The sequence below is a fragment of the Mycobacteroides abscessus ATCC 19977 genome (genome assembly GCF_000069185.1).
Taxonomy (GTDB): Bacteria; Actinomycetota; Actinomycetes; order Mycobacteriales; family Mycobacteriaceae; genus Mycobacterium; species Mycobacterium abscessus.
The window spans coordinates 1,739,167-1,751,070 of sequence record NC_010397.1 but is presented as its reverse complement, the minus strand read 5'-3'; the positions used below and the strand labels follow the sequence as shown (position 1 = coordinate 1,751,070).

10 protein-coding genes and 1 tRNA gene are annotated in these 11,904 nt (G+C 66.6%); 5 read left to right on the top strand and 6 right to left on the bottom strand.

Going from position 1 to position 11,904, the window contains the following annotated elements; translation table 11 throughout:
• Positions 1 to 81: 81 nt before the first annotated feature.
• Both MAB_RS08860 and MAB_RS08855 read right to left on the bottom strand, forming a co-directional pair.
• The gene (locus MAB_RS08860; RefSeq protein ID WP_005110224.1) at positions 82 to 1,458 is read right to left on the bottom strand and encodes a metallopeptidase TldD-related protein; all 1,377 of its coding nucleotides are present in this window, start codon (positions 1,456 to 1,458) and stop codon (positions 82 to 84) included.
• Between the two features lie 28 nt (positions 1,459 to 1,486).
• On the bottom strand, positions 1,487 to 3,004 hold the full coding sequence (locus MAB_RS08855; RefSeq protein WP_005110223.1) for a TldD/PmbA family protein: 1,518 nt from the start codon (positions 3,002 to 3,004) through the stop codon (positions 1,487 to 1,489).
• A 73-nt stretch (positions 3,005 to 3,077) separates the two neighbouring features.
• Here MAB_RS08855 and MAB_RS08850 point away from each other — a divergent pair, with 73 nt between their 5' ends.
• The 3 genes from MAB_RS08850 to MAB_RS08840 are packed head-to-tail and all read left to right on the top strand — an operon-like array spanning position 3,078 to position 6,008.
• The gene (locus MAB_RS08850; protein WP_005074694.1) at positions 3,078 to 3,944 is read left to right on the top strand and encodes a carbohydrate ABC transporter permease; all 867 of its coding nucleotides are present in this window, start codon (positions 3,078 to 3,080) and stop codon (positions 3,942 to 3,944) included.
• Positions 3,931 to 4,746, top strand: a complete 816-nt coding sequence (locus MAB_RS08845; protein WP_005110222.1) for a carbohydrate ABC transporter permease — start codon at positions 3,931 to 3,933, stop codon at positions 4,744 to 4,746. The genes MAB_RS08850 and MAB_RS08845 overlap by 14 nt, the downstream gene beginning before the upstream one ends.
• Complete coding sequence (locus MAB_RS08840; RefSeq protein WP_005110221.1) at positions 4,746 to 6,008, top strand: ABC transporter substrate-binding protein; 1,263 nt, start codon at positions 4,746 to 4,748, stop codon at positions 6,006 to 6,008. The genes MAB_RS08845 and MAB_RS08840 overlap by 1 nt, the downstream gene beginning before the upstream one ends.
• Before the next feature lie 92 nt (positions 6,009 to 6,100).
• Here MAB_RS08840 and MAB_RS08835 read toward each other — a convergent pair whose 3' ends face one another.
• From MAB_RS08835 to MAB_RS08825, 3 genes are all read right to left on the bottom strand, one after another.
• Positions 6,101 to 6,916, bottom strand: coding sequence for a CbiQ family ECF transporter T component (locus MAB_RS08835; RefSeq protein ID WP_005085167.1), 816 nt, complete (start codon positions 6,914 to 6,916; stop codon positions 6,101 to 6,103).
• Positions 6,913 to 8,913: an ABC transporter ATP-binding protein gene (locus tag MAB_RS08830; protein ID WP_005110220.1), complete on the bottom strand. Its 2,001-nt coding sequence runs from the start codon at positions 8,911 to 8,913 to the stop codon at positions 6,913 to 6,915. Before MAB_RS08830 ends, MAB_RS08835 begins: the two co-directional genes overlap by 4 nt.
• A gap of 84 nt (positions 8,914 to 8,997) precedes the next feature.
• Positions 8,998 to 9,729 carry a VIT1/CCC1 transporter family protein gene (locus MAB_RS08825; protein ID WP_005087607.1) on the bottom strand — a complete coding sequence of 244 codons (732 nt, stop codon included), beginning with the start codon at positions 9,727 to 9,729 and terminating at the stop codon, positions 8,998 to 9,000.
• A gap of 59 nt (positions 9,730 to 9,788) precedes the next feature.
• On the opposite strand from MAB_RS08825, the gene MAB_RS08820 reads away from it, so the two are divergent.
• Both MAB_RS08820 and MAB_RS08815 read left to right on the top strand, forming a co-directional pair.
• The gene (locus MAB_RS08820) at positions 9,789 to 10,505 is read left to right on the top strand and encodes a DUF5642 family protein (protein WP_005074687.1); all 717 of its coding nucleotides are present in this window, start codon (positions 9,789 to 9,791) and stop codon (positions 10,503 to 10,505) included.
• 315 nt (positions 10,506 to 10,820) lie between these two features.
• Positions 10,821 to 11,579, top strand: a complete 759-nt coding sequence (locus tag MAB_RS08815) for an alpha/beta hydrolase family protein (RefSeq protein WP_005085165.1) — start codon at positions 10,821 to 10,823, stop codon at positions 11,577 to 11,579.
• Positions 11,580 to 11,649: 70 nt separating this feature from the next.
• On the opposite strand, the gene MAB_RS08810 is transcribed toward MAB_RS08815, so the two are convergent.
• Positions 11,650 to 11,725: transfer RNA gene (locus MAB_RS08810), tRNA-Asn, on the bottom strand.
• Between the last annotated feature and the right edge of the window lie 179 nt (positions 11,726 to 11,904).

Here is an 11,904-nt window from a genome sequence, read left to right as displayed (position 1 = left end):
GCACATGAACAGGTTATTTGACGGTTGTGGGGATGGCTGGAGCCTTTTGTGAAGGTTCTGTGGAGACCCTTCCCGGCCCCCTTACTGCGCCGCGCTGACCGACGACATGTGGAAATCCGGGATCCGCAGCGCCGGCATGGCCTGGCGGGTGGCGTAGTCGCTCCACTCGCGCGGCAGTGTGTACTCGGTGGCGCCCACCTGCGAGACGCGCCGCAGCAGATCGATCGGGCTCTCGTTGAACCGGTAGTTGTTCACGGCGCCGGTGATCTGCCCGTCGCGCACCAGGTACACCCCGTCGCGGGTCAGCCCGGTCAGCAGCAGCGTCGTCGGGTCCACCTCGCGGATGTACCACAGCGTGGTCAGCAGCAGACCGTTCTCGGTGGCGGCGATCATCTGTTCCAGCGTCTGGCTGCCGCCCCCGGTCATGACGAGGTTGTCGGCGCCCACCGTGGGCGCGGCACCGAACTCGGCGGCATCGGCGCGCGAATAGCTCAGCGCGTTGATCACGCCGTCACGTACCCAGTCGACGCGTTCGATACCCACCCCGTTGTCGAAGACGGACAGCGATTCCCGGGAAATCGGGGTCGCCACGAAGGGACTGCTCTCCAGGCCCGGGTACGACGGGTCCGAATACACCGTGACGGGAAGGTCCGTCAGCCGTTCCCCGATGCGGGTGCCGCCCGGCCCGGCGAAGGCATTGCGTCCCTCGTGCGCGCCGCGCCCGCCCATGGTCCACACTAGGTACTGCATCAGGTCGCCGGTGGCCGACGGCGGCAGCAGCGTCTCGTAGCGGCCGGCCGTGAGCTCGATCTGGTTCTGCGCGGCGGTCAGCCGTTCGGAGAGCTGACGCAGCAGCGCTTCGGTGGGCACATCGACGAATTCGGGTGTGCACACCCCGGCCCACGCGCTGCCCACCCCGCGTTTGGCATTGATCTCCACCTGCCCTGTCGGCTGGGTGAATCGGCGCCGCAGCCCGGTCGACGAGGCCAAGAATGTGGTCTGCCGTTCGTGGCGGGCATAGCCGTACAGGGTGTCGGGGCCGTCGAATCCGGTGGAGAGGTCGGCGGCCAGCGAGCCGAATACCCCGGCGCTGGTGGGCACGATCTCCGCATCCCAACTCTCCCCCACGGTCTCACCGGGGCCCAGCAGCGGCATGGCATCGCGCGACGGCGGGGCCGACGCGGCCTCGGACTGGCTGGCCGCGACCAGATCGGCCAGCGCGGCCGGGTCGGCATCCTCGGTGAGCACCGAACCCACCCGCGTCTGGTCCCCTTGCCGCAGAATCGATATCACCGCGATGCTGCGCTTGACCGACTCGCCGTTGGTGGTCATGGAGCTGCCCGCCCAACGCAGCGAGGCCTCACTGCTGTCCTGGATCAAGACGATGGTGTCGTCAGCACCGCCGCGTCGTGCGGCCTCGGCCAGGACATCGTCGGCGACCTGCTGTGCGGGAATCACTGTGCCGTCTCCTCTTCGCGCAAGCGGCTCATCGGCTGCTACCGCCCTCTTCTTTGGTGTTGAGAACATTGACGCCACGGAACAGCGCCGACGGGCAGCCGTGGCTGACCGCCGCGACCTGGCCGGGCTGGGCCTTACCGCAGTTGAAGGCACCGCCCAGGCGCCATGTCGATTGTCCACCAACGGCTTCCATGGAACCCCAGAAGTCGGTGGTGGTGGCCTGGTAGGCGACATCGCGCAGCTGCCCGTCCAGCTTGCCGCCACGGATGCGGTAGAACCGCTGCCCGGTGAACTGGAAGTTGTAGCGCTGCATGTCGATTGACCACGACTTGTCACCGACGATGTAGATGCCGTCTTCCACCCCGGAGATCAGATCGTCGGTGCTGCGCTCCTCCGGGGAGGCCTGTAGCGACACATTGGCCATCCGCTGGATCGGCACGTGATGCGGCGAGTCGGCATACGAGCAGCCGTTGGAACGCTCCTGGCCCAACCGCGGCGCGAACACCCGATCCAGCTGATAACCGACGAAGATGCCGTCGCGCACCAGGTCCCAGCGCTGCGAGGCCACCCCCTCGTCGTCGTATCCGACCGAGGCCAGGCCGTGCACCTCGTTGCGGTCGGCGGTCACGTTCATGACCGGCGAGCCGTACTTCATGGCGCCCAGCTTGTCGGGGGTCGCGAACGAGGTCCCGGCATAGGCGGCCTCATAGCCGATGGCCCTGTCGTATTCGGTGGCGTGACCGATGGATTCGTGAATGGTGAGCCACAGGTTGGTCGGATCGATCACCAGGTCGGTGGGGCCGGCGACCACGCTGGGCGCCTTCACCTTCTCGGTGAGCAGCTCCGGGATCTCGCGCAGCTCGGCGCTCCAGTCCCACACCCCGTCACCGCCGACGGCCTCCCAGCCGCGGCCCATCGGCGGAGCCAGCGTGCGCATGGTCTCAAATGATCCGGTGGCTGCGTCGACGGCGATGGCGTCCAGCTGCGACATCACCCGCACCCGCTGTTGGGTGATGGACGAGCCGAAGGTGTCGGCGTAAAAGGTCTGCTCCTTGACCGCCGTCAGCGATGCCGAGGCGTGGTCCACGCCATCGGAGGCCAGCAGCCGCGCCGAATACTCTTGCAGCACCGCGATCTTGTCGGCCTGCGGCACCCCGAACGGGTCGATCGCGTAGTCGGACACCCACTGCACATCGGCGTAGACCGGTTCGTCGGCCAGCTCGACGCGCTCACGGTTCAGGCTGCGCAGCCCGCGGGCCACCGCCACGGCCCGGCGCGCGGTCTCGGCGGCGGCCGTCGTATCCAGCTGCACATGCGAGGCGAATCCCCAGGTGCCGTCGACAATCACCCGCACCGCCAAACCGATGGTGCGCCCGGAGACGGCGGTCTCCACCTGCTCGTCGCGCAGCATCAGCTCCTCGTTGATCAACCGATGGATGCGCAGGTCCGCATAACTGGCACCGGCGGCGCGGGCCGCGTTCAGGGCGGCGTCGGCGAGCTCGGCGCGGGGCAGCGCCAGGAAATCGGGATCTACTGACCGTGTCACGTGCCCAACGCTACCGGGGATGTCCAGGCACCCGCTCTTCGCGCAAGCGGCTCATCGGCGATTTAATGGTCCCGTGAGTCGGTCGCGGCAGACAGCCGTCGCATACGGGCTGCTGGCCCCGAGCCTGTTCGGGGTGGCGGCGTTTCTGCTGCTGCCCATCCTGGTGGTGGTGTGGCTGAGCCTGTGCCGCTGGGACTTGTTGGGTCCCATCGAATTCGTGGGCCTGGACAACTGGCGCTCGGTGCTCACCGACGGCACCTTTGGCCATTCCCTGCTGGTGACACTGCTCTTCGTGGCGCTGGTGATCCCGGTGCAGACCGCGCTGGGATTGGCGGCGGCGACACTGTTGGTGCGCGGCCTGCCCGGCACCGTGCTCTTCAGGACCATCTACGTGATCCCCTGGATATGCGCGCCGCTGGCCATCGGTGTGCTGTGGCATTGGATGCTGGCGCCCACCGACGGCGCCGTCAATGCACTGCTGGGGCAGCGCGTCGAATGGCTCACCGATCCCTCGCTGGCGCTGCCGGTGGTGGCGGCGGTCAGCGTGTGGACGAATGTCGGCTACGTGGCCCTGTTCTTCATGGCGGGTCTGCTGGCCATCCCCGGCGATGTCCATAACGCGGCCCGGGTCGACGGTGCGACGGCCTGGCAGCGGTTCCGCCGCATCACCCTGCCGATGCTGCGGCCCACCTTCTTCTTCGTGCTCGTCACCGGGGTGGTGAGCGCGGTGCAGACCTTCGACACCGTGTACGCGCTCACCAGCGGCGGCCCGCAGAACCGCACCGACCTGGCGGCGCACCGCGTGTACGCCGAGGCGTTCGAAGCGGCCCATGTCGGGCGTTCGGCCGCCATGTCGCTGATCTTGTTCCTGATCCTGGTGACCATCACGGTGATTCAGCACCGCTACTTCCGCGCCCGGGTGAGCTATGACCTGGTCTAGGAATGTCCTCGTCTACCTGCTGTTGACCGTGGGCGCTGTGCTGACACTGGGCCCCTTCCTGCTGGCGGTGTCGGCATCGCTGAAGACCGCGAAGCAGTTCGCCACCGGCACACCGCTGGCGCCGCCGAACCCATTCACACTGGCCAACTACACCGGGCTCGCCGATGCCGGATTCGGGCGGGCCGCCCTGGTGACCGTGCTGATGACGGCGATCATCGTGATCGGGCAGCTGACGTTCTCGGTATTGGCCGCGTATGCCTTTGCGCGGCTGCGTTTCCCGGGCCGCGACGGACTGTTCTGGATATATCTGGCGACACTGATGATTCCGGCGACGGTCACCGTGGTGCCGATGTACTTGATGCTGACCCAGGTGGGCCTGCGAAACACCTTCTGGGCATTGGTCATCCCGTTCATGTTCGGCTCGCCGTATGCGATCTTCTTGCTGCGTGAGCATTTCCGCACCATTCCCGACGATCTGATCCGCGCCGCACGTCTGGACGGGGCCAATACGCTCGACATCCTGTGGCATGTGGTGGTGCCGGTGAGCCGGCCGATCCTGATCACGCTGACCCTGATCACCGTGGTGTCACAGTGGAACAACTTCATGTGGCCGTTGGTGATCACCAGCGGCGGCAACTGGCGGGTGCTGACCGTGGCCACCGCCGGGCTGCAGTCCCAGTTCAACGCGCAGTGGCCGATCGTGATGGCGGCGACCACCGTGGCGATCGTGCCGCTGGTGATCCTGTTCGTGGCGTTCCAGAAGTACATCGTCCGCTCCATCACCCTGAGCGGACTCAAGTGATGAAGGCATCTACCCGCGCCGCCCTCACCCTCGCACTGGTGGCGCTGCTGCTCTTCGGGGTCGCGGCCTGGCTCGGGATTCCCACCACGCCGCACGGCAAAACGGTGGTGACCGTTCGGGTCTGGGACCAGCAGGTGGCCGAGGCGTACCGCGGCTCGTTCGACGAGTTCAGCCGCCGCAATCCGGATATCCAGGTCGCGGTGACCGTCACGTCGTACGCGAGTTACTTCAACAGCCTGCGCACCGATGTGGCCGGGCACGGCGCCGACGACATCTTCTGGCTCAGTAATGCCTACCTGTCCGACTACGCCGACACCGGGAACCTCGTTCCCGTGGAACCGCGGGCGGACTGGGACCCGTCCGTCGTCGCGCAGTTCACCCGGGACGGCAAGCTCTGGGGGGTGCCGCAGCTCAGCGACGCGGGAATTGCGCTGTACTACAACAAGAACCTGCTCGACGCGGCCCAAGTCGACCCGGCAGAGCTGGCCGAACTGCGCTGGGACCCCGACCCCGAGGTCGACACCCTGCGCCCCATGCTGCACCGGCTCACGGCGCCCGGGCACTGGGGATACAACGCCGCCAACGACTTACAGGGCATCTACCTGAACTACCTCGGGTCGGCCGGTGCGGTGTTTCAGGCCGACGACAAGTTCGCGTTCGCCAAGCCCCGCGCCGAGATGGCGTTCACGTACCTGGTGGACCTGATCAACGTCGACAGGGTGGCACCGTCGGCCGCCGACACCAATGACAACAACGACTTCTCCCGCAACCAGTTTCTGCAGGGGCGGATGGCGCTGTTCCAATCGGGCACCTACAACCTGGCTCAGATCCAGGCGAATGCCACCTTTCCCTGGGATGTGGCGATGATGCCTGCCGGGCCGCAAGGCCGGGTCAGCGTCACCAACGGGATTGTCGCTGCCGCCAATTCGTCATCGCCGCATCCCGACGCGGTGCACAAGGTGCTGGCCTGGATGGGCAGCACCGACGGGAACTCCTTCCTGGGCCGCAGCGGCTCGGCCATCCCCGCCGTGCTAAGCGCGCGGGCACCCTACTTTCAGTATTGGGCAGACAAGGGCGTCGACGTGTCCCCCTTCTTCGAGGTGCTACGCGGTCAGCAGATCGCCGCCCCCGGTGGACAGGGCTTCGGGGCCGGATTCGCCGCGCTGAAGCCCTATTTCGCCGAGATGTTCCTGGGGCGCCTTGACGTGCGTGAGGCGCTGCAACAGGCGCAGCGCGCGGCGAACAGGGCACTGGAGCGGTAGCCCGCGCGTCACCCCCGTGCCGAGCATGCCCAAATATCCCGATTTCCGGCCGTTTGAGGCACATTTGCGCATGCTCGGCGCTGAGGAGCGGGCTACAGCACCTCGAATAACACGACGGCCGTTCCTACGGCGATCACCAGGAGCAACGCGATGGCGTCATTCAGGCCGGGCCGCGCGGGATGCGCCGAGATCTGGCCGGTGCCGCCGCGCGCGGTGATGGCGTCCCCCATCTCCGAAGCGCGGCGTAGCGCCGCGGTAATGGCCGCGGTGAGCATGTCGACCGCCTCGGCGATCCATCGCAACCCGCGCCGCCCGCGCCTGCCCTCCCGCACCTGCGGTGGACGCAGCCGGCGCGCGGCAATGAGCACCCGGAACTCATCGGACAACATCGGGAACGAACGCAGTGCCAGCGCCAGGGTTGCGGCCCGCTCATCGACCGGGATCCCGAAGACCTTCAAGGGCCGCCCCAGCACGGCCACGGCGGGCGCGATCTCGGAGACATTTGTCGTCCACGACACCATGGCGCCCGTGCCCAGCAGCACCGCGGCGACCGCCGTCGTGCGGGCCACCGCGAGCACACCGTGAAATCCGATGGTGAGCCCCCCGATATGCCAGAACGGCGGTCCGCCGCTGAAGAACACCGTGAGACTGCCGCCGATCACCAACGCGACCATCCAGATCGGAATGGTGGGCACCGCCCCGCGCGGGATGTGCGCCAGCCACGCGGTGAGAATCACCAGCGCCGCCACCGCGCCGATCGCCGTCCAGGTGGGGAAGAACGTCAGCAGCACCGAAATTAGAAAGACCGCAATAAGTTTGGTCCCGGCCCATAGCTCGTGAATGGTGGAGGTACCGGGCACCGGGCGCAGCAGCACCACCGGACGGCGCGGTGCACGTGTCTTCGTCATCCGCGTCTCCCCGACCCCACCGCTTCGGGCAGCAGCACACCGGACTGCAGATGCACGGTGCGCGGACACAGCTCCTGCATGCCGTCAAAGTCGTGCGAGATGACCACGATGGTGAGCCGCTCGCGCTCGCGCACCTCGACCAGCAGCCGCAGCAGGCCCGCCTGCGCTTCGGCGTCCAGCCCCGCCAGCGGTTCATCGAGAATCAGCGCGCGCGGCGAGCGCGCCAGCAACCCGGCCAGCACCACGCGGCGCATCTGACCGCCGCTGAGCTGATCGATGGGGCGCGTGGCAAGATCGGGCTCGAGCCCCACACTGGCCAGGGCCCGCACCACCCGATCAGTGTCTCGGGCCGAAAATCCTGCTGCCGAAGCAATTTCATAGTCGACGCGGCTGCGCAGCAGCTGTAACCGGGCGGCCTGGAAGCTGATTGCCACCGACCCCACCTGATCGGACACCGGACGGCCGTCGAGCAGGCACTGACCCGTCGTGGGTTTGGTCAACCCGGCCGCGATCCACGCGAACGTGGACTTACCCGAACCGTTGCCGCCGTGGATGAGTACCCCGTCGCCCTCGTGGACGGCCAACGAGACATCGCGCAATGCTGTTTTGGCCCAGGGTGTGCCGCTGGCGTACTCGTGCCCCACGGAATCGAACTCGAGCACCACCGGCGACTCGTTATCGGGCCGCGCGGCCGAGGTCGCCGGCACCGGCACGGTCTGGATCGCGGTGCGCGCCGCCTTGCCGTTGACCGCGCGCAGGGCCACCTCGCGATCGGCAGCCGCGGCCTCGGACTGGAAATGTGTGATGTGCACCAAGGACATTCGGTGCTGCTGGGTGAGCCGGGACAACACCCCCAGCAGATCCTGACGACCCTGCGGGTCGACCATACTGGTGATCTCGTCGGCCACCAACAGCGCGGGGTCGCGGGCCAGGGCCGAGGCCACCGCCAGGCGTTGCAGCTCGCCACCGGAGAGCGAGGAGGTGCTGTGCTCCGCCATCCCTTCCAGACCGACCTCACGCAGCAGACCGCCGATATCGACCTTGTGGTCGGCGGGCAGGCCCCACACGACGTCGTCGGCGACCTTGGTGCCCAGTACCTGACTTTCCGGGTGCTGCATGACGATTGCGGTGCCGCCGATGGCACCCAGGCCCACCGAGCCCGGCCGCTCGATCTGACCTGACGTGGGTTCGCGGCCGGCCAGGATGCGCATCAGCGTGCTCTTACCAGAGCCGTTGGGCCCGGTGATCGCGACGTGCTCGCCGACGTCGATATTCATAGAAAGCGGTGCCAGCGCATCGGATTCACCACGCGGATAGCGGAATCTCACCTCATGCAGGCGGGCCGGCACCGGGCCCACCGCTCCCGCGACCGCGGGCGGATCGAGCTGGTGCACATCCGGAATCACCGATAGGCGCCGAATCACCCGGGAGAGCACCCACCAGCCGAACATCGTATTCAGCAGCACGAACGTGAAGACGATGCCGCCGATAAACCACATCCAGTTGCGCATCGCGTAGTCGATGGCGCTTGTCGCGTTCACACCCACCGCCTCCAGATGCGGGATGTGCCCGATCATCTTGAACAGGCCCTCCAGCGAGGCGCGCAGCGCGTCGAAAAGCAGGGTGCGCATCCGGTTCAGCAGCGTCAGCGCACCCACCGCCAGCGCCGCGATGATCGCACTACAGATCACCCCGATCACGGTCAGCAGCGGCATGCCGTGACCGCGGCGGCGCACCACGCCCGTCAGGCCCCCGATATAGACGCACTGGCACATGGCGATGAATCCGCCGAGACCGGCCAGCAGGAACGCGATGACTCCCCCGGCCACGGCGGCGGCCAGCAGCACGCGGATGCGGTAGCGATAGCCCAGGAGACCCATGGGCACGGCACCGAGCAGTTGCACGGCACCGAGGATCGGCAGGGCGATTCCGACGATGACCATGGCCGCGGTGAGCGCGGCCATGACGGCCGCCTGAGCCAATTCATCGGGCTTCAACGGCACCCTGGCGAAATTCACTTCACAATTCTGCCAGCAGGTTTACCCGCTCTCAGGACATTCTCAGCTTGGCGCGACCGGGCGTTAATTCACCGCGACGCCGATCAGGTGGCCTATCAGGTAGGTGGCCCCGATCGCGATGGCACCGAATGTCAACTGCCGCAACGCGCTCAGCCACCGTGGCCGCGAGGTGAAACTTCCGGCCACCCAGCCGGCGATGAGCAGGCCCACGCCGCCACAGATCAACCCCGCCAGCAGTGAGGCGAATCCCAGCAGGAATGGAATCAACGGCACCACCGCGCCCACCGAGAACGTCACGAACGACGAGAGGGCGGCCACCCACGGCGACGGGGTCTCGTTGGGATTGATACCAAGCTCGCGGGTGAGGTGGATCGTCACCGCGGTGTTCTCGTCCCGGTGGATCTCGTCGGCCGCCGCCGCCGCGGTCTGCGGGGAGAGCCCAATATCGCCGAGCATGGAGATCAGCTCCTGCTTCTCGGCGTCGGGGTGCAGCTGGATGGCGCGGCGTTCCACGCTCGCCTCGTGCTCGATCTGCGAATTGGACGTCGATACCGACGTGAACTCGCCCAGCGCCATCGAGAACGCACCCGCCACCAGACTGGCGGCGCCGGTCAGCACGATCGCGTGCGCGTCCAGCCCGCTGGCACCCACACCCGCAACCAGAGCAGTGTTGGTTACCAGCCCGTCCATGGCGCCGAACGTGGCCGCACGCAACCATCCCCCGGACACGTCGGGGTGCGTGTGGTCAAATTCATGCGGTAGTTCGGCAGATCCCGTAGAGCCGTCGATTGCCACGATGTTTGAATCTACTTCCAGGTTGCTGAAAACGCACTGTTCAGAGGGGAATTACCGACATGAATCGTTCATTGACCGTTTTCGGCACTGTGGTGTTGACCGGCGGGATGTTGCTGGCGTGTTCGAACAATGACAAGAAGGACGAGTCCGCCGGCACGTCGGCCAGCAGCAGCGCCGCCACCTCGACGGCCGCGGCCAGCACCTTCGACATTGCGAAGATCGACGCCATCAAGGATCAGTTCCCCGCCGGATACACCGTCGAGGTACAGCCCAAGACCACGGTGACCCAGCAGATGCTCGATCAGATGAAGGGCATCTTCGACAAAGCCACCTTCACCCCGCAAGAGTGCGCCGACAAGATGCTGGGCGCCTTCCCGCAGGTGACCGGGACGACGATGCAGGGCGTCACCGGCGCCAAGGACGGCGCGGATCCGATGTCCAAGACCATGATCATCGCCGCGGCGATGGAGACGGTCAACCCGATCCCCGCCGATACCACCGGCGGCGCCTGCGACAAGTTCACCCTGTCGATCGCCGGCATGGCAGAGGGCACCGGCGAGAAGATCGACGCACCCGCCATTGACGGTGTGCAGACGACCGGCACCTCCACGAGCATCAAGATCAGCGCGCCCGGCATGGAAAAGGAGATGGCGCAGGTGGCCTACTCCGCTCAGCTCGACGACCACCACGCCATCTCGGTGTCAGGCATGGGCGATGTCGACCGCAACGACCTCTCCGATGTCTTCGTGAAGGCCGTCAACGCCGTTAAGGGATAGGGCGTATCGGGATGCCCGCCCCAGCGCCCAACGGCGGGTATCCCGGGGCTCCCCAGTAGGCCCCCGGCGGGTAGTAGCCATACCCGTACCACGCCGAACTGGGCACGCCCTCGCAGCGGGTGGTGTAGCCGGCCGTCGCGCAGACGGTCGCCTGGGCAGAGCCGGCGGAAGGGCTGGACAAAACAAATGGCGCTGAAGCCAGAGCCCCGGCAATAAACACGGAGCAGAGAATTCGCGCCACATTATGTGGTCGCTTCATAACTCCAGGATAGTCCTCTCCCAGCGCCTTTCACGCAAAGGTGATAAACCTCCCTCATGGCTGAACGCGTTACGTTCCCCAGTTGCACCGGCCCCACCCTCACCGGGGTCATCGACCGGCCTGACGGGGCCATTCGGGGCTGGGGAGTCTTCTCCCACGGGTTCACACTCGGCAAGGATTGCCCTGCCGCGGCGCGCATATGCAAGCAATTGGCCAAGGACGGCATCGCGATGATGCGATTCGACGCTCTGGGGCTCGGCGATTCCGACGGCGACTGGGGCGACGGGTCATTCACCGTGAAAGCGAACGACGTTATTGCGGCATGCACATTTATGGCCGAGCGCGGCACCCCGGCCGACATTCTCATCGGGCATTCCTTCGGTGGGGCCGCGGTGCTGGCGGCCGCGCGGGACTCCCCCGGTGTGCGCGCCGTCGTCACCGTCGGGGCGCCGATGGACCCCGTCCATGCCGAAATCCAGTACGACGCCGTGGTCGAGACGGTGCTCGCCGAGGGCAGCGCCACCTGGATGGTCGGCGGCAAAGCGCTCACGCTGAAACGTGCCTTCGTCGAGGATGTCCGCGCCGCCGATCTACAGGAAAAAATCCGGAGCCTGCGCCTGCCGCTGCTGATCCTGCACTCGCCCACGGACAACACCGTGGGCATCGAGAACGCCAGCCGGATCTTCCAGACCGCACGGCACCCGCGCAGCTTTGTCTCCCTGGAGGGTTCCAACCACTTTCTGTTCGGGCCCGGAGAAGCGCGCCGTGCGGGACGGATCATCGGGGCGTGGGCCGACGCGTACCTGGGCGACTGAGCGCCTTCCGGGCCGGTGAAACGCAAAACTCCGCCTCACTGGGAGACGGAGATCATGGCGCGAAACCTGGTGGCTCCCCCGATTGGACTCGAACCAATAACCGTCCGATTAACAGTCGGATGCTCTGCCAATTGAGCTACAGGGGATTACCCGGGACGCGGTGGTTGTGCCGCGAGCCGAGGCATGACTCTAGCCTACGAGCGGGGGTGAAAGCCAAACCGGATGGCCCACCTACGAGCGACAAAGAGGACTGGCATGACGTGTTGTCGCTCAGAGCCGGGCAGATGTGACACTCCTGACGCAGCCGTTCCCGGGTGCGTCAGGC